Source organism: Streptomyces sp. NBC_00582, from assembly GCF_036345155.1.
Lineage (GTDB): Bacteria > Actinomycetota > Actinomycetes > Streptomycetales > Streptomycetaceae > Streptomyces.
In genome coordinates, this window is record NZ_CP107772.1 from 8,998,666 (window position 1) to 9,025,656 (window position 26,991).

The following is a 26,991-nucleotide window of genomic DNA, read 5'->3' on the forward strand; positions in this document are numbered from 1 at the left end:
CACACCTGTGGTGCGGGCGATCGCGCGAACCCGGGACACGGGGGCGCCGCGATGGAAAACTGTCCCGGTACCCCGGAACGGCCCCGCCACACCGCTTTCGTGACGCCTTTCTCGGCGGCCCGCACTGCCCGCGCCCGGCAATTGGTTGCCGCACGACAACTGAGCTAACCTTCGACGGACCTCTCAGCGGGCAGTCGCGCCACCGCGGAATCGCCGCTGGTGAGGGGCCCTTCCGGGGCCCGGCGCGGTTCCGAGTCCTCGGGGTGGGGACTCCAGGGGAGCGGAACGAGGGTGCGCATGACCGGCAAGTCGAGGGACGCCCAGGAGCAGGCCCCGGGCGAGCAGGAGCTACGACAGCTCCTGGCCGGGCTGACCGCCGTCCGGGACGGCGACTTCGGCACGCGGCTGCCGTCCGACGGACCGGGTCTGCTGGGTGACATCGCCACGGTCTTCAACGGCATGGTCGACCAGTTGTCCGTGTTCACCTCGGAAGTGACGCGGGTGGCCCGCGAGGTGGGCACCGAGGGCACGCTCGGCGGACAGGCCGAGGTGCCGGGCGTCTCCGGCACCTGGGCGGACCTCACCGACTCCGTCAACGCCATGGCCGGCAATCTGACCACCCAGGTCCGTGACATCGCCCAGGTGGCGACGGCGGTGGCCAAGGGCGACCTCTCGCAGAAGATCGACGTGCCCGCCCGCGGCGAGATCCTTCAGCTGAAGGAGACCGTCAACACCATGGTGGACCAGCTGTCCGCGTTCGCCGACGAGGTGACCCGCGTCGCGCGCGAGGTCGGCAGCGAGGGCCGCCTCGGCGGCCAGGCCCAGGTGCCCGGGGTCGGCGGTGTGTGGCGCGACCTGACCGATTCGGTCAACTTCATGGCGGGAAACCTCACCTCCCAGGTCCGCAACGTCGCCCAGGTGACGACGGCGGTCGCGCAGGGCGACCTGTCGCAGAAGATCACCGTCGACGCGCGGGGCGAGATCCTGGAGCTGAAGAACACCATCAACACGATGGTGGACCAGCTGTCCGCGTTCGCTGACGAGGTCACCCGCGTCGCCCGCGAGGTCGGCACCGAGGGGCGCCTCGGCGGACAGGCGGACGTCAAGGGGGTGAAGGGCACCTGGCGCGACCTCACGGACTCCGTGAACTTCATGGCGGGAAACCTCACCGCGCAGGTCCGCAACGTCGCCCAGGTGGCCACGGCGGTCGCGCAGGGCGACCTGTCGCAGAAGATCACCGTCGACGCGCGGGGCGAGATCCTGGAGCTGAAGAACACCATCAACACGATGGTGGACCAGCTCTCCGGCTTCGCCGACGAGGTCACCCGCGTCGCCCGCGAGGTCGGCACCGAGGGCAACCTCGGCGGGCAGGCGATCGTCCGGGGCGTGTCGGGGACCTGGAAGGACCTGACGGACAACGTCAACGTGATGGCGTCCAACCTGACCGGGCAGGTCCGCTCGATCGCCCAGGTCGCCACCGCGGTGGCCAAGGGCGACCTCTCGCAGAAGATCACGGTCGAGGCCAAGGGCGAGGTCGCCGCCCTGGCGGGCGTCATCAACACCATGGTCGACACGCTGTCCGCGTTCGCCGACGAGGTGACCCGCGTCGCCCGCGAGGTCGGCACCGAAGGACGCCTCGGCGGACAGGCGCACGTGCCGAACGTGGCCGGCACCTGGAAGGACCTGACGGACAACGTCAACTCCATGGCCAACAACCTCACCGGGCAGGTGCGCAACATCGCCCTGGTGACGACGGCGGTGGCCAACGGCGACCTGTCCAAGAAGATCGACGTCGACGCCCGCGGCGAGATCCTGGAGCTGAAGACCACCATCAACACGATGGTCGACCAGCTCTCGTCGTTCGCCGCGGAGGTCACCCGGGTCGCCCGGGAGGTCGGCAGCGAGGGCCGGCTCGGCGGACAGGCCGAGGTGGAGGGCGTCGAGGGCACCTGGAAACGGCTCACCGAGAACGTCAACGAACTGGCCGGGAACCTCACCCGGCAGGTCCGGGCGATCGCCGAGGTCGCGAGCGCCGTCGCCGAGGGCGACCTCACCCGGTCGATCACCGTGGAGGCCTCGGGCGAGGTCGCCGAACTCAAGGACAACATCAACTCCATGGTGGGGTCCCTGCGCGAGAGCACCCGGGCCAACCAGGAGCAGGACTGGCTCAAGACCAACCTCGCCCGGATCGCCGGCCTGATGCAGGGCCACCGCGACCTGCCCGTGGTCGCCGAGCTGATCATGGACGAGCTCACCCCGCTGGTCTCGGCCCAGTACGGCGCCTTCTACCTCGCGGAGGACACCGAGCGCGGACCCGAGCTGCGGCTGGTGGGCTCGTACGGCCGCCCCGACGACACCGACCGGCCCGAGCGCATCCCGGTCGGGCGGTCGCTCGTCGGCCAGGCGGCGCGCAGCCGCCGTCCCGTCACCGTGGAGGAGCTGCCGGCGGGCTACGTCACCATCTCCTCCGGCCTCGGACAGGCGGTCCCCAGCGCCCTGGTGGTGCTGCCCATCGTGGCCGAGGAACAGGTGCTCGGCGTCATCGAGCTCGCCTCGCTCGGCAGCTTCACCCAGATCCACCAGGACTTCCTGGCCCAGCTCATGCCGACCATCGGCGTCAACCTCAACACCATCGTCGCCAACGTCCGCACCGACGAGCTGCTGGGTGAGTCCCAGCGCCTGACGGCCGAACTCCAGGCCCGGTCGGAGGAGTTGCAGGTCCAGCAGGACGAACTCCAGCGGTCCAACGCCGAGCTGGAGGAGAAGGCCTCCCTGCTCGCCTCCCAGAACCGCGACATCGAGGCCAAGAACCTCCAGATCGAGCAGGCGCGGCAGGAACTGGAGACCCGGGCACAGCAGCTGGCGCTGGCCTCCAAGTACAAGTCGGAGTTCCTGGCCAACATGAGCCACGAACTGCGCACCCCGCTCAACAGCCTGCTGATCCTGGCCCAGTTGCTGGCCCAGAACCCCTCGCGCAACCTCACCCCCAAGCAGGTCGAGTACGCGGGCATCATCCACTCGGCGGGCTCGGACCTGCTCCAGCTCATCAACGACATCCTCGACCTGTCCAAGGTGGAGGCCGGCAAGATGGACGTCGCTCCCGAGCGCGTGCCCTTGCGCAAGCTCCTGGAGTACGTCGAGGCGACGTTCCGCCCGATGACGACCCAGAAGAGCCTGGACTTCACGGTGGCCACCGCGCCCGGCACGCCCGTCGACCTGCTCACCGACGACTCCCGGCTGCGTCAGGTCCTGCGCAACCTGCTGTCGAACGCGGTGAAGTTCACCGAGCAGGGCGGGGTGGAGCTGCGGATCGAACCCGCCGCCGACCGGGAGGTGCCACCCGGCGTGCACCGGGGTGGCCCCGTCGTGGCGTTCCGCGTCAAGGACACCGGCATCGGCATCCCCCCGCACCAACTGGAGACGATCTTCGGGGCGTTCCAGCAGGCCGACGGGACGACCAGCCGCAAGTACGGCGGCACCGGCCTGGGCCTGTCCATCACCCGGGAGATCGCCCATCTGCTCGGCGGCGCCGTCACGGTCGACTCCACCCCCGGTCAGGGCAGCACGTTCACGCTGTACCTGCCCGTGGCGCGCGCCGACTTCGAGGAGCTGCTGGACAACGGCGGCCGGCCGGCGGAGCAGGCCGACCCGTTCGTCACCTCCGACGCGGAACCGGCGCCCCGGGTGCTCACGGGCCCCGCGGCGGTGCCCGAGCAGCGCAGGCGCCGCCTGCTGGTCATCGAGGAGCGCCCGCGCGGTCTGCTCACCCTCGTCGCCGAGCGGGCCGTCGCGGACATCGCACACGACCCCGACGATCCGCGCGGGGCGATCGACATCATCACCGCCGTCGGTGCCCAGGAGGCGGCGAGCACCCTGGCGGCCGAACCCTGCCACGGTGTCGTCCTCGAACTCGGCATGCCCGACGACGAGGGCGCGGACTTCCTCGAGGCCATGCGCGGCGACTCCGCCCTGTCCAGCGTGCCCGTCCTCGTCCACACCGGGCACCGGGTGGACGTCGACCAGGAGCGGGCCCTGCGCTCCCGCGCCGGGGACCGGCCCCTCGACTTCCTGTCCAGCCTGGACGAGCTGCGCGAACGCATCACCCTGCACCTGTCCGCCGAACAGCCGGGCGACGTCCTGTCGCTGGTGCGCGCCGAGGAGCCGCAGCCCGCGCAGGTGGACGACGCCTTCCTCGGCCGTACGGTCCTCGTGGTCGACGACGACGCCCGTAACCTCTTCGCGCTCAGCGGCGTGCTGGAGCTGCACGGCTTCCAGGTCCTGCACGCGGACAACGGCCGCAAGGGCATCGAGATGCTGCTCGCCCACCCGGACGTCTCGCTCGTCCTGATGGACGTGATGATGCCGGAGATGGACGGCTACGCCGCCACCTCCGAGATCCGCGCGATGCCCCGGTACGCGGAGTTGCCGATCATCGCCGTCACGGCGAAGGCGATGCCGGGCGACCAGGAGAAGAGCCTCGCCTCGGGCGCCAACGACTACGTCACCAAGCCCGTCGACACCAACGACCTCATCGCCCGCGTCCGACGCTGGCTGCCCAGGTGACCGGGCGCCGCGACCGTCGTCCCCCAGCCGACCGGGTGACGTCCACGGACGTCCCAGCCGAGGAACAGGCCCACCGTGAGTGATCTCCGTCAGCCTCCCGATCCGCAGGGCTCGCCCGGAGGCGAGCCGTCCGGCGCCGCCGCCGGCACCCCCGTGGGCCGGCTCGCGGCGACCGTGGAGCGGCTGCGCCGCGAGGTGCGGGCGGCGCAGGCCGAGGCCGACGGGCGGGCCCTGATCGAACTGGCCAAGGGCATCCTGGTCGAGCGGCTCGGGTGCGGGCCGGCGCAGGCCGCGCGGCAACTCGCCGAGCTCACCGAGCAGGCGGGGGTGACCCCGCTGGAGTTCGCGGTGGACGTCATCAACCAGGCCTCGCGCGACCGGCTCTCGGAGGTGACCAGCGCCTTCCTCGCGGCCACCGCGGCCCGCACCGACGCCGCCGACCCGGCCGGCCGCCCCTCCTCCGCCGTACGGCTGCGGGCCGCCGAGAGCGGTGCGCTGTCCGCCCACGACACCCAGGCCGTCGCGGACTCCCTGCTGGAGCACGCCCTGAACCCCCTGGGCGCGGAGGCGGTGGCGATCTGGGCCCTGGGCGCCGACGGCTCGCTCACCCTGGCGGGCAGCGCCGGGTTCCCGTCCGCCGAGGCCGGGCGCTGGCGGCACGTGCCCCCCGGGGTGACGACCGTGGCACGCCGCGGCCTCACCGAACGTGCGGGGCAATGGATCCGCAGCCTGTCCGAGACCGGTCTGCCCTCCATCGGCCAGCACCACCACGCCGACGGCGGGCGGGTCGCCGTACCGGCCGGGGTCGGCGGGCGGATCCACGGGGTGCTGGAGATCGCCTGGCCCGTACCGCTCGACCCGCCTCCCGCGCCGATCGTCCGGCAGATCGAGGCGCTGGCCGAGCTGTGCGCGCACACCCTGGAGACCTCCGCGCTCCACGGTCCCGACGGGCCCTCGGGCCCCCGCCTCCTGCCCGATGTCACCGAGCTGATGGACCTGGCCGACGGACTCCACGACCCGGCTCTGGTGCTCCACCCGCACCTGGACCCCGACGGCAACCTCGTCGACTTCCGGATCCTCCACGTCAACAGCCGCTTCCTCGACCCCGCCGGCCGGCCGCGCGGGGTCGTCAACGGCTCCCTGCTGCTGGAGACGTATCCGATGGCCGCCGGCCACAGTGAGCTCTTCGAACGGATGGAACGCGTCTACGCCACCGGGGAGCCCTACCGGGCCCATCGGATGCGGCTCACCGCCCTGGTGGACGAGGTCGCCCTCGCGGCGGTCGCCGACGTCAACATCAGCCGGCACGGCGGCAGCGTCCTGCTGATCTGGCGCATCGAGGACGAGACGGCGCGTCTGGCGAGCCTGCTCCAGCACGCCCAGCGCCTCGGCCGCATCGGGGGCTTCGAGGAGAACGTCCTCACGGGCGAGATCACCTGGAACGGCCAGCTCTTCCACCTCTACGGCAAGCCCGCCTCCAGTGCTCCCGTGCCGCTGGAGGACCTGCCCGCGCACGCGCACTCCGACGACGCCGTCGCCATCGGACGGTTCCTGCGGGCCCTCATGCACCACCGCCGCCCCGCGTCCACCGCCTTCCGGCTCCAGCGGCCCGACGGAGTCACCCGCCACATCCGCGTGGTCGCCGAGCCGGTCCTCGACTCCGACGGCCAGTTGTACGTGGTACGCGGCGCCTACCAGGACATCTCCGCCCACCACTGGACCGAGGTGGCGCTGGCCGCCACCCGTGACCAGCTCGCCCACACGGAGCAGCAGTCCAGCGAACGCAACCGGCTCGCCCTGCAGTTGCAGCACGCCATCATGCCCCCGGCGCAGGCCCCGCTGGAGGTGCCCGGGCTTCAGGTGGCGGTGCGGTACCGGCCCGCGGAGACCCAGCATCTGGTCGGCGGCGACTGGTACGACGCGGTCGTGCTGCCGTCCCGGCTGGTGCTGCTGTGCGTGGGTGACGTCGCCGGGCACGGCATCGAGGCGGCCACCAGCATGGTCGTCCTGCGCAACGCGCTGCGCGGGCTCGCCGTCACGGGCGCCGGGCCGGGCCAGTTGCTGTCCTGGCTCAACATGGTGGCCCACCATCTGACCGGCGCCGTCACCGCGACGGCGGTCTGCGGCCTCTACGACCCCGAACGCCACACCCTGCGCTGGGCGCGGGCCGGACATCTGCCGCCGGTCCTGGTGCGCGGCTCCGAAGCGGCGCCGCTGCCGCTGGTCAAGGGGCTGCTGCTGGGCGCCGTACCCGAGACGACGTACGAGGAGCACGAGGTCCAACTCGCCGTCGAGGACACGCTGCTGATGTACACGGACGGTCTGATCGAACGCCGTGACCGGTCCGTGGAGGAGTCCCTGGCGCAGTTGCTGACGGCGGCGCGCACGGTGCCGCCCACGTTGGACCAGCAGTTGGACCGGCTGCTCACCCACAGCAAGTCGGACACGGACGACGACACCTGCATCGTGGGCATCCGCGTGGCCTGAGACCCACCGCGGTCCTCCCCTCCGCCAGTGGCGACCACGCGAACGTTCCGGGCCGGGTTCACCGACGGCGCCGTGTCACGCGTGGTCCGCGGCCCGGCGTTCCGCCGCCTCGACGATGTTCGTGATCAGCATGGCGCGGGTCATCGGTCCCACGCCGCCGATCGGGGGAGCGAGGGTGCCGGCCACCCGGCCGACGTCGGGGTGGACGTCGCCGAGGATGCCCTCCACGGTCCGGGTGAGCCCGACGGACAGCACCGTCGCCCCGGGCTTGATCCAGTCGGGCCGGACCAGATGCGCCACCCCGGCCGCGGCGACGACCACGTCCGCCTCCCGGGTGTGGGCGGCGATGTCACGGGTCGCCTCGTGGCACAGGGTGACGGTGGCGTGCTCCGTGCGCCGGGTGAGCATCAGCCCGAGCGGCCGGCCGACGGTCACACCACAGCCGATGACACAGAACTGCGCGCCCCTGATGGGCACTCGGTGGCGCCGCAGCAGATCGAGGATGCCCCGGGGGGTGCACGGCAGCGGCCCGGGGATGCCCAGGACGAGACGGCCGAGGTTCGTCGGGTGGAGCCCGTCGGCGTCCTTCTCGGGAGCGACGAGCTCCAGGACGGCGTGCATGTCGAGGTGGTCGGGCAGGGGCAGTTGCACGATGAAACCGGTGCACGCCGGATCGGCGTTGAGCCGCAGCACCGCGGCCTCGACATCGGCCTGGGTGGCGGAGGCCGGCAGGTCGACGCGCAGGGACGCGATGCCGACCTCGGCGCAGTCCCGGTGCTTGCCGCCGACATAGGAGTGGCTGGCGGGGTCGTCGCCGACGAGGATCGTGCCCAGTCCGGGCACGATGCCGCGGTCTCGCAGGGCGGCGACCCGGCCGGCGAGTTCCCGCTTGATCTCTGCGGCGGCTGCGGAGCCGGACAGCACGGTCGCGGTGGACATGGTGGGACGCCTTCCGTGTCAGCTGAAGATGACCGTGCGGTTGCCGTGCAGCAGGATGCGGTTCTGGCAGTGCCAGTTGACCGCCCGGGCCAGCGCCAGCCGTTCGGCGTCCCGGCCCACGAGGACCAACTGGTCCGCGGAGAGCCGGTGGTCGACCCGGATGACCTCCTGCTCGATGATCGGCCCCTCGTCCAGGTCGGCCGTGACGTAGTGCGCCGTCGCGCCGACGTGCTTCACCCCGCGCTGGTACGCCTGGTGATACGGCTTGGCGCCCACGAAGCTCGGCAGGAACGAGTGATGGATGTTGATCGCACGGCCTTCGAGGGTCTTGCACAGGTCGTCGGAGAGGATCTGCATGTAGCGGGCCAGCACCACGAGGTCGATGCCGTGCCGGTCCACGAGGTCCAGCAGACGGGCCTCGGCCTGCTGCTTGGTCGCGGCCGTGACCGGGACATGCTCGAACGGGACGCCGGCCGTGTCCGCCATGAGCCGCAGATCGGGGTGGTTGGAGACGACGAGCGCGATCTCGGCGTCGAGCGTGCCGCTCTGCCAGCGGTAGAGCAGGTCCGCCAGGCAGTGGTCGAACTTCGACACCATCACGAGGACACGGGGCTTCACCGTCGCGTCCCGCAGCTCCCACTGCATCCCGTAGGCGGCCGCGACCGTCGCGAACTCCTCCTTCAGACCGTCGAGGGTGAGCGCCCCGTCGGTGGTCGTGAAGCCGGTACGCAGGAAGACCTGTCCGTGGTCGGGGTCGTCGAACTGCTGGTGCTCGGTGATGTCACAGCTGTTGCGGACGAGGAAGCCCGTCACGGCGTTGACGATGCCGGGGCGCTCGGGGCAGCTCAGGGTCAGGACGAACTGGGTGCTCATGGCTGTCTCCTCAGCACTCGACCACGTTGAGGGCGAGACCGCCACGTGCGGTCTCCTTGTACTTGTCCTTCATGTCGGCCCCGGTCTCCCGCATGGTCTTGATGGCCTTGTCGAGGGAGACGTGATGGGTGCCGTCACCGTGGAGGGCCATCCGCGCGGCGGTGATCGCCTTCAGGGAGGCGACGGCGTTGCGCTCGATGCAGGGGATCTGCACGAGTCCGCCGACGGGATCGCAGGTGAGGCCGAGATTGTGCTCGATGCCGATCTCGGCGGCGTTCTCCACCTGTTCGGGCGTGCCCCCGATGACCTCGGCCAGCCCGGCGGCGGCCATCGAGCAGGCCGAGCCGACCTCGCCCTGACAGCCGACCTCGGCCCCGGAGATCGAGGCGTTCTCCTTGAACAGCACGCCGACGGCGGCGGCGGTCAGCAGGAACCGCACGATGCCGTCCTCGTTCGCGCCGCGCACGAACCGCTCGTAGTAGTGCAGGACGGCGGGGATGATCCCGGCGGCGCCGTTGGTCGGGGCGGTGACGACCCGTCCGCCCGCCGCGTTCTCCTCGTTCACCGCCAGCGCGTACAGCGTCACCCACTCCATCGCGTGCAGGGAGTCGGTCTCCGCCTCGTCGTCCGCGGTCAGGAGCCTGCGGTGCAGCGCGGCGGCCCGGCGCCGCACCTTCAGCCCGCCCGGCAGCACCCCGTCGGTGGCGCACCCCGTCCGGACGCACTCCCGCATGACGGACCAGATGTGCAGCAGCCCCGCCCTGACCTCGTCCTCGGGGCGCCAGGCCGTCTCGTTCGCCATCATGATCGAGCTGATCGACAGGCCGCTCGCCCCGGTGTGCGCCAGCAGGTCGGCGCCGGTGGTGAACGGGTAGGGCACCGCGGTGGTGTCCGGGACGATCCGCGGGCCGTTCGCCTGGTCCTCGTCGAGGACGAAACCGCCACCGACCGAGTAGTACGTGCGGTGCGACAGGCTCCGGCCGGCGCTGTCGACCGCCTCGAACGTCATGGCGTTGGAGTGGAACGGCAGCCGTCTGCCGCGGTGCAGGACGATGTCGTCGTCGACCCGGAAGGCGAGGGGATGCTTGTCGAGCAGGCGCAGGCGTCCCGTCGTACGGACCCGGTCCATGGCCGGCGCGGCCAGGGCGGGATCCACGGTCTCGGGGGCGTGGCCCTCCAGGCCGAGCACGACGGCCTTGACGCTGCCGTGCCCGTGCCCGGTGGCGCCCAGCGAGCCGAACAGCTCGACGCGCACGCCGTGGGTGTCGTCCAGCAGTCCTTCCTGTTCCAGGGCGTGCGCGAAGGAGCACGCGGCCCGCATCGGGCCGACCGTGTGCGAACTGGACGGTCCGATGCCCACCTTGAACATGTCGAAGACGCTCAGGGTCATCCCGTGCCCCCGCCGTACTCGGTGGCCGCGTCGACCAGCCAGGCCGCTGCGTAGGGGGCGAAGGAGGAACGGACGAGGAGCCATGCCTCGGCGGCGGCCTCGGCCCGGACGACCAGGGTGATCCCCGTCTGCGCGAGCAGCGTGGTGTAGCAGGCGCCGACGGGCGCCACCCTCGGGTCCAGGTCGATCGCGCAGCCCTGGGCCAGCACCTCGCGGGTGAGGTCGCCGCGCAGGGACAGCACCGTGCGCTGCGCCGAGACGTCGGTGACGGTGGCGAACTCCTCGCCGATCGCCGACCGCAGCTCCTCGGTCAGCGAGGCACCGGTGTCCGCCGGCGCGACCAGCAGCCATTCGTCGGGGCCGAGCCACAGGGCCTTCACCTCACCCGACAGCTCCGCGCGCGAGGCGGACGGCAGCCGGATCCCGAGGACCGACTCGACCGCCTTCGCCGCGGGGCTGTCCGGGGTCACCCGCAGGGTGAGCTGGGTGAGGTACGGCAGCTCGCGGACCTGGAAACCGGCGGGGAGCCGGCCGAAGGCCTCCTGCCAGTCGGCGAGCGGGCTGAAACGGGCGGGGGCGTCAACCGTCACGGCGGGTTCCCTCCTTGTCGTAGAGCACGGGGTCGGTCACGGTCACCGGCACGGTGCGGCCCTCCAGCGGGACGTAGAGGGTCTCGCCGACCCGCCGGGTGCCCTCGCGCAGCAGCGCGAGGGCGAAGGTGCGGCCCAGGGCGTCGCTGCGGTAGCTGGAGGTGACGTGCCCGAGCATCGGCACCGGCGGCGCGGGCACCGTCTCGGTCCCGATGATCTGGGCGCCCTCCGGCAGCAGGGTGCGTTCGTCGACGGGCAGCAGCCCCACCAGTTGCTTGCGGTCGGCGCGCCGGTTCTCGGCCCGGTCGAAGGAGCGCTTCCCGACGAAGTCGTCCTTCTTCTTCGACACCACCCAGGACATGCCGAGATCCTGCGGGGTGATCGTGCCGTCGGTGTCCTGCCCGATGATCGGGTACGCCTTCTCCGCGCGCAGCACGTGCATGGTCTCCGTGCCGTACGGGGTGATGCCGAACGGACCGCCCGCCGTGTACAGGGCCTCCCACACGTGGAGTGCGTACCAGGCGGGGACGTTGATCTCGTAGGCGAGTTCGCCGGAGAAGCTGATCCGGGCCACCCGGGCGGGCACCTCCGCGACGACGGTGTCCTGCCAGGTCATGAACCCGAAGGCCTCGTTGCTCACGTCGAGCGTGGGCGCGACCAGGGCCAGGACGTCGCGGGAGCGGGGCCCGACCAGCGGGATCGTCGCCCAGTGCTCGGTGACGGACGTCAGGTGGACCCTCAGGTCGGGCCACTCCGTCTGGAGCCACTCCTCCATCCAGTCGAGCACCTTGGCGGCGTTGCCGGTGGTCGTCGTGACCAGGAACTCCTGCTCGGCGACGCGCAGCACGGTCCCGTCGTCCAGCGCCATGCCGTCGACGCCGCACATCACGCCGTAGCGGACCCGGCCGACCTTCAGCGAGCTCATCACATTGGTGTAGAGCCGGTCCAGGAGTTCGCCGGAGTCCGGGCCCTGGACGCTGATCTTGCCGAGGGTGGAGCCGTCCATCATGCCGACGCCCTCACGGGTCGCCCGGCACTCCCGCAGCACGGCCTCCTCGATGGTCTCCCCGTCGACCGGGTAGTACCACGGCCGCTTCCACTGGCCCACGTTCTCGAACAGGGCCCCGTGCTCGACGTGCCACCGATGGACGGCGGTGACCCGTACGGGGTCGAACAGCTCGCCCCGGTTGCGGCCGGCGAACGCGGCGAACGCCACCGGCAGCGCCGGCGGCCGCAGGCGGGGGGTGCCCAGCTCGGCGATGTCCACGCCCAGGGACTCGGCGATGATCCCGGAGGTGAGCACGCCCGAGGTGCGGCCCTGGTCATGGGCGGTGCCGATGGTGGTGTACCGCTTGACGTGCTCCACCGAGGTCAGGCCCGCTCCGGTGGCCCGCAGGACGTCGGTGACGGTCCCGTCGCGCTGCAGGTCGACGAACTGGGCGTCGTCCGTGCCCCGCGGACTGGGCACCCGCCAGAGCACCGCGCCCGGCGCGCCCGCGGGCCCGGCGGCCACGGCCGGCAGCGGAACCGGCTCCACGGTCCTGCCGAGCGCCGCCAGCGCCTCCCGGGCCGCCTGCGCGCCGTCCGCCAGGGCCCCGGCCGACCCGAGCACCCCGCTCGCCGCACCCGCGGTGCGCACGGTGTCCAGCGCGGCGGCGGGGACGAAGGAGCCCAGCTCACCGTCGTAGGCCAAGGGGCCCCCGGCCTGGCTGAACAGGGCCACCGCCGGGTTCCAGCCGCCGGAGACCAGCAGCAGGTCGCAGCCGAGCTCCTCGGACGCGACCCGCACGCCGGTGATCCGCTCGACGCCCGTGGTCCCCGTCACGACCTGCCCGGCCCGCACCTCGATGCCGCGGTCCGCACACGCCTCGCGCCAGGCGGCGGGCACGTTCTCCCGCGCGTCGATCACCGCGCGGACGCGGGCGCCGGCGTCGGCCAGTTCGGTCGCCGCGTGGTAGGCGCTGTCGTTCGTGGTGAACACGACGACCTCGCGGCCCGGGAGCACGCCGAAGCGGTTGAGGTAGGTGCGGGCGGAACCGGCGAGCATGATGCCGGGACGGTCGTTGTCGTCGAAGGCGATCGGCCGCTCGTAGGCGCCGGTGGCGAGGACGACCTGCTTGGCCCGGATGCGCCAGATCCGCTGACGGGAGACGTGGGCGGGCGCGTCGGCTCCGAGGTGGTCGGTGCGCTTCTCCAGGGCGAGGACGAGACCGTCGTCGTAGTAGCCGAAGGCGGTGGTGCGCTGGAGGTGGCGGACGTCGGGGTGGGCGGCGAGTTCGGCGGCGGTCTCGGTGACCCAGTCGTCGAGTCCGTCCCGGCCGCCGAGCAACGAGCCGCCGGGAGCGGGCAGTTCGTCGACGAGGACGACCCGGACACCGGCCCGCGCCGCGGTCAGGGCGGCGGACAGACCGGCCGGACCGGCGCCGACGACCAGCACGTCGCAGTGGGCGTGCCGGGTGTCGTACCGGGCCGGGTCGGGCTCGGTGCTCAGCCGGCCCTGGCCGCTCAGACCCCGGGCGACGAGACCGTCGTACAGCTCCACGGTCGTGGCCGTGAGCATCGGCTCGGGGAAGGGGGCCTCGATCTGCACCAGGGCGTTGGGCTCCTCTACCCCCGCGGTCATGATGCCGCGGGGCCGCCCGTACCTGATGCTCGTGGCCACGTGGTGCACCCCGTTGGCCAGCAGGGCCGAGGCGAGGGTGTCGCCCGGGTGGCCGGTGTACGGGGATCCGTCGAAGGTGAACGACAGTGTCCTGCCGCGGTCCACGGACCCGAGGCCGTCGATACGGAAGGGGTTGCTCATGCGCCGGCCTCCTGACCGTCGTCGCCCGGGCGGTGCACCGCGAGGAACTGGTGGGTGGCGGTGTCGCGCACGGCGTTGAACCAGCGGCGGCACCCGGCGGCGTGCATCCACCGCTCCGCGAACGCGCCCTTGGGGTTGTCGCGGAAGAAGACGTACTGGGCCCACTGCTCGTCGTCGAGCGCGGCGGGCTTCGCGGGGTAGGGGACGTGCGCCTGGCCGCCGTAGTGGAACTCGGCTTCCTCGCGCGCGCCGCACCAGGGGCAGGCGATGAGTTGCATCGGAGTCTCCGGGAGGGTGCTCAGTGGGCGACGGCGGCCGCGCCGTGCTCGTCGACCAGTGCGCCGGTGACGAACCTGGACAGGGTGAAGGGCGCGTTGTACGGGTGGGGCTCGCCGGTGGCGATGGTGTGGGCGTAGCACCAGCCGACGCCGGGGGTGGCCTTGAACCCGCCCGTTCCCCAGCCGCAGTTGAGGTACAGGTCCTGGATCGGGGTGAGCCCGACGATGGGGGAGGCGTCCGGGGTGGTGTCGACGATGCCGGCCCAGGTGCGCAGCATGTGGGCGCGGGCGAACACCGGGAACAGCTCCAGGGCGGCGGCCATCTGGCGCTCGATGATGTGGAACGCGCCGCGCTGGCCGTAGCCGTTGTAGCTGTCGATGCCGGCGCCCATGACGAGTTCGCCCTTGTGCGCCTGGGAGACGTACACATGGACGGCGTTGGACATCACGACCGTCGGGTGCACCGGCTCCAGCAGTTCGGAGACCAGCGCCTGCAACGGGTGGCTCTGGAGCGGCAGGCGCAGGCCCACCATGGCGGCCAGCACGGAGGTGTGGCCCGCGCCGGCGAGCGCCACCTTTCCGGCGGCGATCCGGCCACGCGTGGTCCGTACGCCCGTCACCCGGCCGTCCGTCACATCGATGCCGGTGACCTCGCAGTTCTGGATCAGGTCGATGCCGTAGGCGTCGGCCCGCCGTGCGAAGCCCCAGGCGACGTAGTCGTGCTTGGCGATGCCGGCGCGCGGTTGGTACGTGGCGCCGAGCACCGGGTGGCGCACGTCCGGGTCGATGTTGACGATCGGGCAGACCTTGGCGACCTCGTCCGGCTCCAGCCACTCCGCGTCGATGCCGTTGAGCTGGTTGGCGTAGACCCGGCGCTTGCTGTCGCGGATGTCCTGGAGGGTGTGCGCGAGGTTCAGCACGCCGCGCTGGCTGAACAGGATGGGGTAGTCGAGGTCCTCCTCGAGGGTCTCCCACAGCTTCAGGGAGTGCTCGTAGATGCCGGAGCTCTCGTCCCAGAGGTAGTTGGAGCGGATGATCGTGGTGTTGCGGGCCATGTTCCCGCCGGCCAGCCACCCCTTCTCCAGGACGGCGATGTTGGTGATGCCGTGGTTCTTGGCCAGGTAGTAGGCGGTGGCCAGGCCGTGCCCGCCGCCCCCGACGATCACCACGTCGTACGACGGCCTGGGGTCGGGGTTGCGCCAGAGGAAGTCCGGGTGGTCCGGAAGCGGCGTGCCGGTCATGCCGCGGCTCCGTTCAGCTCGGGGTACAGGGGGAACGCGGCGGCGAGCCTGGCGACCCGGTCGCGCAGCGACCGGGTCAGGTCGGCGGAGAGCTGCTCGGGCTTGAGCGTGTGGGCGACGATGTCGGCGACCTCGCGGAACTCGGTCTCGCCGAAGCCCCGGGTGGCCAGCGCGGGGGTGCCGATGCGCAGCCCGGACGACACCATGGGCGGACGCGGGTCGAAGGGGACGGCGTTGCGGTTGACGGTGATGCCGACCGAGTGGAGCCGGTCCTCCGCCTGACGGCCGTCGAGGGGGCTGTCGCGCAGGTCGACCAGGACGAGATGGACCTCGGTGCCGCCGGTCAGCACGGTGATGCCGGCCTCGGCCACGTCGTCGGCCAGCAGCCGCCCGGCGAGGATCTTCGCGCCCTTCAGCGTGCGCTGCTGCCGCTCGCGGAACTCCTCGGAGGCGGCCATCTTGAAGGCGACCGCCTTGGCGGCGATCACATGCTCCAGCGGGCCGCCCTGCTGACCGGGGAAGACCGCCGAGTTGATCTTCTTGGCCAGCTCGGCCCTGCTGAGGATCACTCCGCCCCGGGGACCGCCCAGGGTCTTGTGGGTGGTCGTCGTCACCACGTCCGCGTACGGCACGGGGCTCGGGTGCAGTCCGGCGGCCACCAGACCGGCGAAGTGCGCCATGTCGACCATCAGGCGGGCGCCGACGCTGTCGGCGATCCGGCGGAACTCGGCGAAGTCGAGCTGCCGGGGGTAGGCCGACCAGCCGGCCACGATGAGCTTGGGCCGGTGGGCGAGGGCGAGTTGTTCCACCTCGTCCATGTCGACGCGGAGGTCGGACTCGCGCACGTGGTAGGGGACGACGTTGTAGAGCTTGCCCGAGTAGTTCAGCCGCATTCCGTGGGTGAGATGGCCGCCGTGCGCCAGGTCCAGGCCGAGGACGGTGTCGCCGGGCTGGAGCAGGGCGAACATGGCGGCGGCGTTGGCCTGGGCGCCGGAGTGCGGCTGCACGTTGGCCGCCTCGGCGCCGAACAGGGCGGTGACCCGGTCGATGGCCAACTGCTCAAGGGTGTCGACGTGTTCGCAGCCGCCGTAGTAGCGCTTCCCGGGGTAGCCCTCGGCGTACTTGTTGGTCAGCACCGAGCCCTGGGCCTGCATCACCGCCGGCGGCGCGAAGTTCTCGCTCGCGATCATCTCCAGCGTCGACTGCTGGCGCTCGAGCTCGGCGTCGACCGCCGCGGCGACCTCCGGGTCGAACAGGGTCAGCGGCTGGGCGAAGCTCATGCGGTCCCCTTGGAAGACTAGGAGCGTACGAGAGCCGTACGACTGGTATATCAGTTGTAGGTGGACCCCGCGCGCGCCGTCAAGAGGGTCGTAGTCGACGCGACCGCTGATATATCAATTGTGCTAGCGTGAGACGTCGGGTGTTTCGGCGAGGAGGGTGCGCATGTCGGTCGCGGTGGCGGAGGGGCGGCCCACCCTGGCCGAACAGGCCTATCGGGCCCTGTGCGACCGCTTGGTGACCCTGCGGATCGCCCCGGGGACACCCATCAACGACGAGCAGGTGGCGGCGGAGCTGGGCGTGGGACGCACCCCGGTGCGGGAGGCGCTCAAGCGGCTGGAGGCCGACCGGCTCGTGGTCTCCTACCCCCGGCGCGGCACGTTCGCCTCGGAGGTGCAGATCACCGACCTCGGACATCTCACCGAGGTGCGCCTCCGGCTGGAGCCGCTCGCCGCCGACTGCGCGGCGCGCAGGGCGAGCGCGCAGGACCGGGCCGTACTGGGCGAACTGCTGGCGGAGCTGGACGAGGCCACCGGGCGCGAGGTCGAGGAGCATCTCGAACTGGACCTGCGGCTGCACCGGGCGCTGTACACCGCCACGGCGAACCCCTTCCTCCAGGACACGCTCGTGCGCTACGACAACCTGGCCACCCGTATCTGGTGTCTGTTCCTCGACCGCCTGCCGGGCCTGGCCGGCCACGTCGGCGAGCACGGTCCGCTCGTGCGTGCCGTCCTGGCCGGCGACGGGGACCTCGCCGCGGCGCTGGCCGCCGAGCATGTGCAGAGGTTCGAGACCACGATCCGCTCCCTGCTCTGAGCCTGCTCGTGGCCAGGGCCGGGGGAAGCGGGAGCGACTGACGCGGGGCGACCGACCGGCCCGCGTCCCGTCAGCCGGAGGCCGGTGCCCACTCCTCCTCGGGATCCAGGGGGAGTTCCGGGTGGTCGCGGGTGAAGGCCGCGGCCTGTTCCTCGATCTGCGGCAGGGCGTGGTCGGGTGCGCCGAAACCGCGGAACAGGGTCCCGCAGTACTCGCGGGCCAGGTAGGCCGCGTCCCACTCCCCGTCCGGCTTCACCCATTGATAGGTGTGGTTGTGGAGGTTGAGGAACTGCAGGGTGCCCAGCCGCAGTTCCGTCGTGCGGAAGGTGTTCTGCTCCACCGCCTCGGCGAGCAGCCCAGAGATCAGGTGCTCGAAGTCGGAGCGCTGCCCCAGCAGGGTCTTCAGTTCCGCTCCGCTCAGCGACCGGTAGTCGTGCTCGTAGACCCAGATGTGGTCCAGCCGGCGGAAGATGATGGTCAGCAGCGACTCGGAGAGCAGCCGCAGTCGCAGCAGCGGGCTCGTGTCGAGGTCCGCGATCTGCCGGGCCCGGGCGAGCAGCGGCCCCATCACCCGGCCCTGGATCTCGACGAGCAGGTTCTCCTTCGAGCCGATGTAGTAGTACAGCGCGCCCTTGGCGAGTCCCACCGCCCGGCCCAGGTCGTTGATCGACGTCGCCGCGTATCCCTGCCGGGCGAACAGCGCGGCCGCGACGTCGATGATCTTCTGGCGTCTGACCTCGAAGCCCGGTCCATGGCCCGGTGGTCGTGGCATGGGTTCTCTCCCGCGTGACGTGACGACGTAGTGAATTAAAGCCGACTCCGGGGCGCCGACGGACGGACTCCCTTCTGCCGGGGACGGAGCACGGAACATCGTCCGGTTTGCTGCGGAGCCGGCGCCGAGCAGGATCCTGCCGTCCACGCGGCGGGCGAGGAAGCCCGTGCCGACGGCCGCGACGATGATCATGGCGCGGATCGGCTGGTGACGAGGGCGTTGTGGGTGCCGGACCAGCCCAGCCCCTCGGAGACGTTCGGGATGGCCGGCATCAGCACCAGCATCTCGAGGCCAAGACCGACGACCCCGGTGAGGACGTCCTGTCGGACCTCGCCGAGCGGGTCGCCGAGGGCGACCTCACCCTGGAGCAGGCCTGCGGACTCGGGCACGTCCTCCTGGTCGCCGGACACGACACCAGCGCCGACATGATCCACCCTGGGTACCGCGCTGCTCCTGGAGAACCCCGACCAGCTCGCCGCGCTGCGCGCGCACGCGGACGACGAGAAGTACGTGGCCAACGCAGTCGAGGAACTGCTGCGCTACCTCACCATCCCGCATCTGCTGGCCCGTCGCGCGGTCGTCGACGACATCGAGATCGACGGGGAGGTCATCCGGGCGGGCGAGGGCGTGATCGCCTCCCTGCCGGCGGCCAACTGGGACCCCGCCCGGATCGAACTCCACGTCGTCCTCAGCACCCTGTTCCGCCGCGTCCCGACCCTGCGGGCGGCGGTCGGTCTCTCGGAACCGACGTTCAAGGAGGACTCGCAGGCCTACGGCATCCACGAACTCCCCGTCGCCTGGTGACCGTCAGCCCCGGTGCCGCCAGAGGTCGCGGAGCAGGGCGATCTCGGACATGTGGTGGATGAACTCGAGGTTGGCGCCCCAGAGCACGTCCACGAACGCGTCGTCGGGGTGGGAGCCGTACGGGTACTGGGAGAGGCCGACGGTGTCGAGCTGCTCGTCGGTGACACCGGCGACGGCCTCGCGCCAGCGGTCGATCACGGCCCAGAACCGTTCGAGGGCCAGGGAGGCGTCGGGCGTGAAGTCGACCATGAGCTTCGGGTCCCGGCGCCGTTCGCCGAAGGTCCACTCCCAGCCACCCGCGAACTGGTAGTGCAGGTGTCCCAGCCGCCAGGCGATCGTCGTGATCGGCGTCCGGTCGGGCTCCACCGGGCCGGTGTGGGCGAGGACCTCCTCGACCCGCTCGACGCTCACGCTCCAGTCCTCGGCGATCTTGGCCACGGACATGCCGTCGGCGACCTGCCGGGCGATCGCGGCGTACTCGCTCGCCGGGATGTCCGCGGCGCCCTGGTCGAGCACCCAGTCGCCGGGACCGAACGCCCGGGGGGTCCTCGCCTCGCCCCGCGGCCTGATCGACCAGCAGTCGGGCACCGGTTCCCAGAGGAACTCCTCGTCGCCGAGCCCCGACAGCCGCACCCGGGCCGACTCCCCGGCGGTGTCGAACTGGTCGAGCAGTAACCTCAAACGATCGGTCCCCATGCACGGCCCCTTTCGCGGTCGCCCGCCTCGTCACGTCCAGGCGGAGGCTAACGGCCCCCGCATCGGGGGCGCGACGGATTTCCGGGCGTCCGCGGCCCCGGACGACCTTGTTCGCCGCGTGGATGTTCGGCATCACAGAATCGATTTCCCCGATCGGGCGGGGTGACGAGAGATGGGCGTCGCCAAGGAGACGAGCCCGGAGCCGCCCATGCGTTTCGCCACCTATGCACACCAGGACCGGCGCCGCGTCGCCGTCGTCGACGAGGACGGGAGCCTCTTCCCGCTGCCGGGGGCGCGTTCCCTCACCGAACTGATCGCGTCCGGCGAGGGACTCGACGCGCTCCCCGGCGTCGGCGCCGCCGCCCTCGACGCACCGGCGGGGCCGCATGTCTCCGAGGTGCGGCTGCTGCCCCCGCTGGAGTGCGCCGCCGAGACCGAGGCGCCGACCCGCGAGGGTGCCCGCAGATCGGGGCCGGAGCAGATCCTCGCCAGGCGGGCCGCTTCTCCCCACCTGACGCCGGCTCCGGTTCAGCGCCAGCCGAACCGCCGGTCGACGACCGCCGCGAACTCCTCCAGGGTCAGCACCGCGTCCCCGTTCTGGTCGGCCGCGTCGAACAGGGCGGAGGACGCGTCGGCGTCCCCCAGACCCCAGAACGGCAGATCCCCGGACGCGGCGAGCGACGGGCCCCTGGTACGCAGGGCGGTGATCACCTCCACGCGGGTCAGGGTCCCGTCGTGGTCGAGGTCGAGCGCCTCGAACAGTCTTCGGGCCTTGTCACTCGTCACGTCGGCCACTTCCTCTCACCGGCGGGCGGGGTCCGCCTCGCTCACAGGGGAAAACGCCCGCCCCGTCACCCTGGTTCCATCGCTCGCGCCCTCACCCCAGGTAGGCGGGGGCGACGGCGGAGTCCATCAGCCGGCGGGCCGTACCGCTTCCGTCGGCGGGAACGGTCCACAGATCCGAGCCGTAGTCGCCGGGAAGGGCGTAGACGAGGGTGGAGCCGTCGGCCCACAGCGCCTGGTCGTCGATGGTGCGCCGTTCGGCGGTCGGGGTCTCCTTCATCGTCCGCAGATCGAGGACGTACAGCCGCCAGGGCGCGTCGGGCGAGGCTCCCTTCACCCGCTTCTTGTACGCGATCCGGGTCCCGTCCGGCGACAGCGAGGGGCATTCGACGTTGCCGTGCAGGGTGGTGAGGGTGCGGGCCGTGACGTCGCCCCGTACGAGATAGGTCTTCCCGCCGGTCGCGAGCGTGGCGTAGAAGCGGTGGTCGTCGGCGAAGGTGACACCCCAGACGTTGGTGTCGGCGGCGTGACGAGTGCGCCCGTCCTTGACGACGCTGAAGGTCTCCAGGTTGTCGTCGACCGCCCAGGTGCGCGTGTCGACGATGGCGGTACGGGTGGAGAAGTCCGTACCGGCGTAGGAGTCCCCGCTGACGAAGACCGTCCAGGCCACCAGACGGCCGGAGGGGGAGACCCGGGCCCGGGTGGGGATGCCCGGGACCGCGAAGTGGCGCCGCTCGTGCAGACGCGCGTCGAGCACCACCGCCCGGTAGGTGTCCCGCAGCGCGCCGTGCACCGCCTGCAGACAGATACCGGTGCCCGCCGCCGCGTGGAAGCGCAGACACTTGACGCCCGACGCCGTGCGCGGCCCCTGCGGATCGTCGGCGGGCACGGTGGCGATCTCGTCGCGGTGCGGCCCCCAGGCCAGGTTGCGCACCAGCAGCAGGCGCCCGGACGCCGGCCGCAGCGAGACCGTGCCGGCCCGCACGGTCGGGCCGTTCGCCTGCTGCTCGTCGCGCTGCCCCGACCGGTGCGCCGCGTACAGCACCGCCCCGGTCCCGACGCTTCCCAGCAGCAGGACCGCCACCAGCAGGGTCACCAGACGGCCGGTCCGGGTCATACGGGCACCACCTCGTCGGGCGCGGCGGCGGGACGCAGCAGATACGCGGCGACCAGGGCGCTGACGGCCAGGCCCGCCGCGGTGACCGCCAGCGCGGTCCGCCCGCCCCACAGGCTCCAGGCGGCGCCGAAGGCCAGCGAGCAGGTGAACCGGGCCAGTGCCTGGCCGGTGCCGACCAGGGCCTGCCCGGCGCCCTGGTGCCGCGCCGGGACGACTCCGGCGGTGGTCGCGGCGAGGACGCCGTCGGTCGCGGCGTAGAACGTGCCGTGCAGGACGAGGACGGCGAGCACGGCCGGGACCCCGTGCCACGGGGCGAGCACCAGGCCGTAGCCGAGCAGCAGGACCCCGTGCCCGGCGAGGAAGAGCCGGCGGCGGCTCACCCGGTCGGCGAGGGCGCCCAGCGGGACGGCGAGCAGCAGGAAGACGGCGGCGGTGCCCAGCGGCAGCAGCGGGAACAGCTCGGCGGGCAGGTCCCCCTCGCGCTGGAGCAGCAGATAGAGGAAGGAGTCGCTGACGGTGGTCAGGCCGAGCAGGGCCGCGCACCCGGTGAGGCGGCGCAGCGCGGGGCGGCGCAGCAGCGTGAGCGCGTCCCGCAGGGTCGGCGGGGCCGACTCGGGCGGCGGTACGGCACCGTCGGCGGGGACGGTCCGGGCGGGCACGAACAGCACCAGCACCAGGACCCCGAGCACGGCCACGCAGCCGCTGACGGCGAACACCGCGTCGTAGCCGTCGATCGTGGCGCGCAGGACGGCGAAGGCGACGAGGGGGCCGAGCAGCGCGCCGGTGGTGTCCATGGCCCGGTGCACCCCGAAGGCCCGCCCCCGCCGCTCGGGCGCGGTGGCCAGCGAGATCATCGCGTCCCGGGGCGCGGTGCGCAGCCCCTTGCCGGTGCGGTCGGCCGCCAGCACGGCGCTGATCACCGGCAGGGTGTGGGCGAAGAGCAGCAGCGGCTTGCAGAGCGCCGACAGACCGTAGCCGAGACCCGCGACCGCCTTGTGCCGGCGGCCCCCTCGGTCGGCGAGATGGCCGCCGGCCAGCCGTACGAGCGCTCCCACACCGTTGTTGATGCCGTCGAGCAGTCCGAAGCCGAGCGGCGACAGACCGAGGCCGGCGACGACGTACAGCGGGAGGACGGCGGTGACCATCTCCGAGGAGACGTCGGTGATCAGACTGACCGCGCCGAGGGCCAGCACCGTGGAGGGCACGGCGGCCGGCCGCCGCCCCGGACGGGTGTCCGGGGCGACGGCGGGCCTGGTGCCGCGGGAGTCCGCGAGATACACCGGCGTCAGTTCCAGATGCCGGTGATGTCGGAGGCCGAGGCGGCGTTGCCCGCGTGTGCGGACAGACCGGCCAGGTCCTCGATCGTGCGCAGCACGTTGTAGTGGTTGTAGGTGGTGGAGCTGGAGCCGCCGGCGGTGACGTGCTCGCCGTAGAACAGGGTGGGGATGCGGTTGCCGGAGAGCTTGTTGTCCTCGTCGAACGTGACGGCGAGGACGCTGTTGTGGGTCTTGGCCCAGGTGGCGTACGCGCCGAGGTTGTTCTTGATCCAGGTGTCGCCGGTGGAGACCGAGCAGTCGTGCATGTCGCTGCACAGGTTCGGCACGACGAAGGACACCTTCGGCAGGGTCGTGTAGTCGGTGGGGAACTGCGCGAAGGTCTTCGCGGTGCTCGTCGGCACGTTGGAGAAGCCGAACCACGGGTTGTGCTTCTGGGCGTAGTTGCCGCTGCTGCAGGTCGTCGAACCCTGGCTGGGCAGCGACTCGTTGTAGCTCGCCCAGGTCTTGCCCGCGGCGATCAGCTCGGAGGCCAGGTTCGGGGCGGAGATCGAGCCGACGGAGACACAACTGTCGTCGGTGCGCCCCTGGTTGGAGCCGGAGAAGAGCATGTAGTAGTTCGGCTCGCTGGGGTGGGTCAGACCGTAGGACTGGGTGAGGTTCGCCCCGCCCGCCTTGATGGTGTTGTTGAGGTACGGGGCGCTGGAGCTGCCGATGACCTGGGAGTAGGCGTGGTTCTCCATCACCACGACCACCACGTGGTCGGGGGTCGGGAGTGCGGCGGCCTGGGCGGTGGTGGCCGTGGCGGCCCAGACGCCGATGGAGGCGGCGGTGAGGGCGACGGCGCCGGCGAGTGCGGCGAGCGGGCGTCGGTTGCGCTGGGGAGCCTTGACGGCGGCCATGACTGTCCTCCGGGACAGAAGCGACGGACGTTCGGGGGAGCGGCGCCGCAACCCTAGGGGTCACGGACATGCCCCACGTGAAGGCCGGGCGAACGGCGGACCCCGACAGGCAAAGGTCGGGTCAGTCACAGGTAATGCACAGCAAAGGCAAGGGGGATGGGCGGCGTCCCGGGGAGCGGCCGACACCCTCAGCGTACGCCCGGGATCCCGGAGCGGCCCCCGCAGCCGGCCCGCCCACGGCCGTTCGCCCCGGCAGGTGCCGCCGACGCCCGCGCACCTCGTACAGACCTGTCGAGGGATCCGACCTTGACTCCTTCGATGCCCTGCGCTTGCCTGCTGACGTGCCCCTGACAGCATGACCGGCCGGTACGCGCGGGAAAGGACAACCGATGAACCGCAGAACCCTCTTACGGGCGGGCGGCGCACTGCTCGCCGGCGGAGCCGTGGCGGCGGCGCCGGCCGCGGCCGCCCCCACCGACGGCTGGACGCAGACCGCGTTCACCTACGGCTGGCACAAGCCCTGGAACCTCGACCTCGCCGAGCGCCACGGCTACAGCGGCGGCGTGCACCGCATGTGGGTGTACGCCACCGACGAGCCGTTCCAGGAGGGCAGCGCCACCGACCCGCGCACCGAGATGCGCTGGCAGGTCGACTACACCACCGGCGACCGCATGTGGGACGCGGACGTCTATCTGCCCTCCGGCACCGACGGCGCGTCCTTCGTCCAGATCCTGCGCGGCGTCCACCCCTCGGGCACCCCGGCCACCGACATCATGCTCAACGTCTACGACACCGGCGGCGGCACCGTCCGCCGCTACGACGGCACGGTGCTCAGGACGGACGCGTACGACACCTGGTTCAACGTGAAGATCGCCCACCAGGCGACCAGCGGCACCGGCACCATCAAGGTCTACCTCGACGACGCCCTCGCCCTCACCGTCGCCGACCGGGGCCCCGCCACCCGCTACTTCAAGAACGGCGTCTACAACCACGGCTCCGGCCGCGCAGAGGCCCGGTTCCGCGACATCCGCTACTGGACCCGCTGAACCCATGTGACGCACGTCATAACGGCGTTCACCGGAGTGGCGTAATGACCAGCCGCCTCCTCGCTCTTCAGGGTGAGGTCGCGGAACCCGCCGCCGCCCCGCCCCCTTCGGAGACCGCCGTGTACATCAGCCTCGACCAGCCCATGGGCGCCTGCCTGCTCACCCATGACCAGCGGGAGCTGGCCGTGCCGGCCAACCTCCGCTGCACCTCCGACGATCCCCTCTCCGTACGGCTGGTGTTCCCCGCCAGCGTCGCGCTGGACGGCGAGGAGGTCACCTGGGTGCTGGCGCGCGCCCTCCTGGAACAGGGGCTGGAGCGCCCGGCCGACGGGGGCGGCGTACGGGTCCGCCCGCACGGACCGGCGCACACCACCGTCGAGCTGCGCGCGGCGGAGGGCGCGGCCCTGATCCGCTTCGAGACGGCCGCCCTCCGGCGCTTCCTGCTCCGCTGGGCCACGGTCGGCGAGCGGGTCGCCGCCCCGGCCGAGGCGGCCCCCGTCGCCTCCGCGCGACCCATCGGCGCGCAGCGCACGCCCCGCTCGGTGCCCCCCGCGTCCCGGCGGCGGCTGGCGATATGACGACGCGTTCCCCGGCCGGCCGGGCCGACGCTGAAGACGGCGGCGCGGGTCGAGGGCAGGCGGTACCGGGTGCGGGCGGGCCGGGAGGAAGGTGTCCGCGGGGCGCGACGGGGTGCGCGCGGGTTCCGGCGGCGACCGCGGCCGCCGGCCCGGCGGAGGTTCCCGCAAAAGCTCGCGCCCGGCCGACGACGATGACCCGGATCGCCGTGTACGACGGATGACCGCGACCGGTGGGCGGACGGCACCGCGTCCACCCACCGGCGCGAGCGGCTACTCGCCCTTCGGCGCAGCCTGCTGCACCACCTCGAAGGACCAGAGGGTGGCGGCCGAAGCGGCGGGTCTGGCCTGCTCGCCCTCCGCGCCGCCCCGGTGCGCGGACTTCATCGAGCCCTCCATCCACGCCTGGAACGACTCCTCGTCACGCCAGCGCGTGTACACGAGGTAGGTGTCCGTGCCCTCGACCGGGCGGAGCAGCTCGAACCACTCGAACCCGTCGGAGTTCTCCACGGCGTGCGCCCGCGCGGCGAACCGCTTCTCCAGGGTCTCGCGCTGTTCGGCCGGGACGGTCAGTACGTTGATCTTGACTACGCTCATGCTCCCATCCTGCCTCCCGGGGAGACCGGGGCAGCGGACCGCCCCCCACTCCCGCACCCGGGTCTACTCCTCGGCGGACGGTTCGAGCCGTTCCGCCTCCCGGGCCGCCCGCCGCGCCTCCTGCTCCGCACGGGAGAGCGCGTCGGCGGCGGTGCGGGCCCGCTCCTCGGCCCGCTTCTCCTCCCCGGCGGCCGAGCGGAGCGCCTTGCGGACCTGCGGGACGCTCTCCTGCGCCTCCCGGAGCTCCTCCTCGGCTGCCTGAAGCGCCTCCTCGGCCGTCCGCAGCGCGCGCTGCGCCGCGGGGAGCGCCTCCCGGGCCTGCCGGACCCGTTCCTCGGCCTCGTCCGCCTCCCGCCGGGCCCGGCCGTGGTGGTCCCGTGCCTGCTCCACGGCAGCCTCGGCGTCGGCGTGTCGCGCGCGCCGCTCGTCGCGCCTCCGTGCGGCGGCCTCGGCTGTCCGACGGGCCCGGGTCAGGCGTTCCCGGCGCAGCGGCGCGAGTTCGTCCGTACGGGCGGGGCGAGGTGTCCCGGTCCGGACGGCGCTCTCCCCCGAGGACGACGGCCCGCTCCGGACGGCCCCCTCCGGGGCGGGCCCCGAGGGAAAGCCCGACGGGGGCACGAGGGCGCTGTCCAGCCGGCCGGTGGCCCACCGGTCCGCCGCGTCCGGGTCGGCGAGTACGGCCTGCAGGGTCGCCGAGACGTCGTTCAGCACGGCGTCGGAGAGCCGCTGACCGGCGTCGAGTGCCAGGTCGGCGGTCTGGCGGGTCAGGGCGGCGACGATACGGCGGCGCTGGGCGGAGAGCTCCTTGATCCCGGCCGGGTCCAGGTCCTGGTGGGCCTTGCGCAGCGCCTCCCCGAGCTCCAGGAACCGGTGGCTCTCCTCCGGCTGGGCCCGCAGGAGCAGATTGGCGGCCCAGGCGGCGAGCGTGGGCCGGCGGGCCTCGTGGATCCTGCGCGCCTCCGCACCGCGGCCGGCCGTCCTGGCGGCCATCGCCAGTTCCTCACGGCGCGCGACGAAACCGGACGGCGGGGTGGTGTAGAGGCCGTCGAGGACCTCGTCCACGTCGTACGCCCCCTCGTCGCCCCTGCGCCTGCCCGCCATGGTCCACAGCCTCCACCGGGCCGGGGCACCGCGCACGCCGGGAGGCGGAGGAAGGGGGACCGCGAC

21 protein-coding genes and 1 pseudogene are annotated in these 26,991 nt (G+C 72.3%); 6 read left to right on the plus strand and 16 right to left on the minus strand.

Annotation, left to right across the window (positions count from 1 at the left end; all coding sequences use genetic code 11):
• Window positions 1-297: 297 nt before the first annotated feature.
• Both OG852_RS40840 and OG852_RS40845 read left to right on the plus strand, forming a co-directional pair.
• Entirely contained in the window at window positions 298-4,563 is a 4,266-nt protein-coding gene (locus tag OG852_RS40840; protein WP_133915193.1) for a HAMP domain-containing protein, read from the plus strand.
• A 75-nt stretch (window positions 4,564-4,638) separates the two neighbouring features.
• A complete protein-coding gene (locus OG852_RS40845) occupies window positions 4,639-7,050 on the plus strand; it encodes a SpoIIE family protein phosphatase (protein WP_330350499.1) in 2,412 nt (803 codons plus the stop codon).
• A 75-nt stretch (window positions 7,051-7,125) separates the two neighbouring features.
• On the opposite strand, the gene OG852_RS40850 is transcribed toward OG852_RS40845, so the two are convergent.
• From OG852_RS40850 to glyA, 7 genes and pseudogenes are all read right to left on the minus strand, one after another.
• Window positions 7,126-7,989, minus strand: a complete 864-nt coding sequence (locus OG852_RS40850) for a bifunctional methylenetetrahydrofolate dehydrogenase/methenyltetrahydrofolate cyclohydrolase (protein WP_330350500.1) — start codon at window positions 7,987-7,989, stop codon at window positions 7,126-7,128.
• A gap of 18 nt (window positions 7,990-8,007) precedes the next feature.
• Window positions 8,008-8,862, minus strand: coding sequence for a formyltetrahydrofolate deformylase (gene purU, locus OG852_RS40855; RefSeq protein ID WP_133915190.1), 855 nt, complete (start codon window positions 8,860-8,862; stop codon window positions 8,008-8,010).
• Window positions 8,863-8,872: 10 nt separating this feature from the next.
• Window positions 8,873-10,252 carry an L-serine ammonia-lyase gene (locus tag OG852_RS40860; RefSeq protein ID WP_330350501.1) on the minus strand — a complete coding sequence of 460 codons (1,380 nt, stop codon included), beginning with the start codon at window positions 10,250-10,252 and terminating at the stop codon, window positions 8,873-8,875.
• Complete coding sequence (locus OG852_RS40865; RefSeq protein WP_133915188.1) at window positions 10,249-10,842, minus strand: sarcosine oxidase subunit gamma; 594 nt, start codon at window positions 10,840-10,842, stop codon at window positions 10,249-10,251. The genes OG852_RS40860 and OG852_RS40865 overlap by 4 nt, the downstream gene beginning before the upstream one ends.
• Window positions 10,832-13,923, minus strand: a pseudogene (locus OG852_RS40870) (sarcosine oxidase subunit delta family protein). The gene OG852_RS40865 and the pseudogene OG852_RS40870 overlap by 11 nt, the downstream one beginning before the upstream one ends.
• Window positions 13,924-13,943: 20 nt before the next feature.
• The gene (locus tag OG852_RS40875; RefSeq protein ID WP_133915185.1) at window positions 13,944-15,164 is read right to left on the minus strand and encodes a sarcosine oxidase subunit beta family protein; all 1,221 of its coding nucleotides are present in this window, start codon (window positions 15,162-15,164) and stop codon (window positions 13,944-13,946) included.
• Window positions 15,161-16,444: a serine hydroxymethyltransferase gene (glyA, locus tag OG852_RS40880; RefSeq protein ID WP_330350502.1), complete on the minus strand. Its 1,284-nt coding sequence runs from the start codon at window positions 16,442-16,444 to the stop codon at window positions 15,161-15,163. Before glyA ends, OG852_RS40875 begins: the two co-directional genes overlap by 4 nt.
• Window positions 16,445-16,607: 163 nt before the next feature.
• Between glyA and OG852_RS40885 the strand changes: the two genes are divergently transcribed.
• Window positions 16,608-17,258: a GntR family transcriptional regulator gene (locus tag OG852_RS40885; protein WP_330350503.1), complete on the plus strand. Its 651-nt coding sequence runs from the start codon at window positions 16,608-16,610 to the stop codon at window positions 17,256-17,258.
• A gap of 70 nt (window positions 17,259-17,328) precedes the next feature.
• On the opposite strand, the gene OG852_RS40890 is transcribed toward OG852_RS40885, so the two are convergent.
• A complete protein-coding gene (locus OG852_RS40890; protein ID WP_330350504.1) occupies window positions 17,329-18,030 on the minus strand; it encodes a TetR/AcrR family transcriptional regulator in 702 nt (233 codons plus the stop codon).
• Between the two features lie 188 nt (window positions 18,031-18,218).
• Entirely contained in the window at window positions 18,219-18,440 is a 222-nt protein-coding gene (locus tag OG852_RS40895; RefSeq protein ID WP_330350505.1) for a hypothetical protein, read from the minus strand.
• Window positions 18,441-18,540: 100 nt separating this feature from the next.
• Here OG852_RS40895 and OG852_RS40900 point away from each other — a divergent pair, with 100 nt between their 5' ends.
• Window positions 18,541-18,834 (plus strand): hypothetical protein, encoded by a 294-nt coding sequence (locus OG852_RS40900; protein WP_330350506.1) that lies wholly within the window; start codon window positions 18,541-18,543, stop codon window positions 18,832-18,834.
• A gap of 3 nt (window positions 18,835-18,837) precedes the next feature.
• Here the strand turns inward: OG852_RS40900 and OG852_RS40905 are convergent, their stop codons facing one another.
• From OG852_RS40905 to OG852_RS40930, 5 genes are all read right to left on the minus strand, one after another.
• Entirely contained in the window at window positions 18,838-19,530 is a 693-nt protein-coding gene (locus OG852_RS40905; protein ID WP_330350507.1) for a DinB family protein, read from the minus strand.
• Window positions 19,531-20,058: 528 nt separating this feature from the next.
• Window positions 20,059-20,316 (minus strand): EF-hand domain-containing protein, encoded by a 258-nt coding sequence (locus OG852_RS40915; RefSeq protein ID WP_133915180.1) that lies wholly within the window; start codon window positions 20,314-20,316, stop codon window positions 20,059-20,061.
• 91 nt (window positions 20,317-20,407) lie between these two features.
• Window positions 20,408-21,430, minus strand: coding sequence for a TolB family protein (locus OG852_RS40920; RefSeq protein ID WP_330350508.1), 1,023 nt, complete (start codon window positions 21,428-21,430; stop codon window positions 20,408-20,410).
• A complete protein-coding gene (locus tag OG852_RS40925) occupies window positions 21,427-22,710 on the minus strand; it encodes an MFS transporter (RefSeq protein WP_330350509.1) in 1,284 nt (427 codons plus the stop codon). Before OG852_RS40925 ends, OG852_RS40920 begins: the two co-directional genes overlap by 4 nt.
• A 5-nt stretch (window positions 22,711-22,715) precedes the next feature.
• Entirely contained in the window at window positions 22,716-23,606 is an 891-nt protein-coding gene (locus tag OG852_RS40930; RefSeq protein ID WP_133915177.1) for an alkaline phosphatase family protein, read from the minus strand.
• Between the two features lie 389 nt (window positions 23,607-23,995).
• Between OG852_RS40930 and OG852_RS40935 the strand changes: the two genes are divergently transcribed.
• Together OG852_RS40935 and OG852_RS40940 are read left to right on the plus strand one after the other, a co-directional pair.
• Entirely contained in the window at window positions 23,996-24,652 is a 657-nt protein-coding gene (locus OG852_RS40935) for a polysaccharide lyase family 7 protein (protein ID WP_330350510.1), read from the plus strand.
• A gap of 44 nt (window positions 24,653-24,696) precedes the next feature.
• The gene (locus OG852_RS40940; RefSeq protein ID WP_330350511.1) at window positions 24,697-25,230 is read left to right on the plus strand and encodes an SsgA family sporulation/cell division regulator; all 534 of its coding nucleotides are present in this window, start codon (window positions 24,697-24,699) and stop codon (window positions 25,228-25,230) included.
• Between the two features lie 270 nt (window positions 25,231-25,500).
• Here the strand turns inward: OG852_RS40940 and OG852_RS40945 are convergent, their stop codons facing one another.
• Both OG852_RS40945 and OG852_RS40950 read right to left on the minus strand, forming a co-directional pair.
• Window positions 25,501-25,824: an antibiotic biosynthesis monooxygenase family protein gene (locus OG852_RS40945; RefSeq protein WP_330350512.1), complete on the minus strand. Its 324-nt coding sequence runs from the start codon at window positions 25,822-25,824 to the stop codon at window positions 25,501-25,503.
• Between the two features lie 63 nt (window positions 25,825-25,887).
• Entirely contained in the window at window positions 25,888-26,925 is a 1,038-nt protein-coding gene (locus OG852_RS40950) for a hypothetical protein (RefSeq protein ID WP_330350513.1), read from the minus strand.
• Window positions 26,926-26,991 lie beyond the last annotated feature (66 nt).

Coding starts and splice junctions, on each gene's coding strand:
- OG852_RS40840 (WP_133915193.1), top strand. CDS start 298: ATGACCGGCAAGTCGAGGGACGCCCAGGAGCAGGCCCCGGGCGAGCAG.
- OG852_RS40850 (WP_330350500.1), bottom strand. CDS start 7,989: ATGTCCACCGCGACCGTGCTGTCCGGCTCCGCAGCCGCCGCAGAGATC.
- purU (WP_133915190.1), bottom strand. CDS start 8,862: ATGAGCACCCAGTTCGTCCTGACCCTGAGCTGCCCCGAGCGCCCCGGC.
- OG852_RS40860 (WP_330350501.1), bottom strand. CDS start 10,252: ATGACCCTGAGCGTCTTCGACATGTTCAAGGTGGGCATCGGACCGTCC.
- OG852_RS40875 (WP_133915185.1), bottom strand. CDS start 15,164: ATGACCGGCACGCCGCTTCCGGACCACCCGGACTTCCTCTGGCGCAAC.
- glyA (WP_330350502.1), bottom strand. CDS start 16,444: ATGAGCTTCGCCCAGCCGCTGACCCTGTTCGACCCGGAGGTCGCCGCG.
- OG852_RS40885 (WP_330350503.1), top strand. CDS start 16,608: ATGTCGGTCGCGGTGGCGGAGGGGCGGCCCACCCTGGCCGAACAGGCC.
- OG852_RS40890 (WP_330350504.1), bottom strand. CDS start 18,030: ATGCCACGACCACCGGGCCATGGACCGGGCTTCGAGGTCAGACGCCAG.
- OG852_RS40905 (WP_330350507.1), bottom strand. CDS start 19,530: ATGGGGACCGATCGTTTGAGGTTACTGCTCGACCAGTTCGACACCGCC.
- OG852_RS40920 (WP_330350508.1), bottom strand. CDS start 21,430: ATGACCCGGACCGGCCGTCTGGTGACCCTGCTGGTGGCGGTCCTGCTG.
- OG852_RS40930 (WP_133915177.1), bottom strand. CDS start 23,606: ATGGCCGCCGTCAAGGCTCCCCAGCGCAACCGACGCCCGCTCGCCGCA.
- OG852_RS40935 (WP_330350510.1), top strand. CDS start 23,996: ATGAACCGCAGAACCCTCTTACGGGCGGGCGGCGCACTGCTCGCCGGC.
- OG852_RS40940 (WP_330350511.1), top strand. CDS start 24,697: ATGACCAGCCGCCTCCTCGCTCTTCAGGGTGAGGTCGCGGAACCCGCC.
- OG852_RS40945 (WP_330350512.1), bottom strand. CDS start 25,824: ATGAGCGTAGTCAAGATCAACGTACTGACCGTCCCGGCCGAACAGCGC.
- OG852_RS40950 (WP_330350513.1), bottom strand. CDS start 26,925: ATGGCGGGCAGGCGCAGGGGCGACGAGGGGGCGTACGACGTGGACGAG.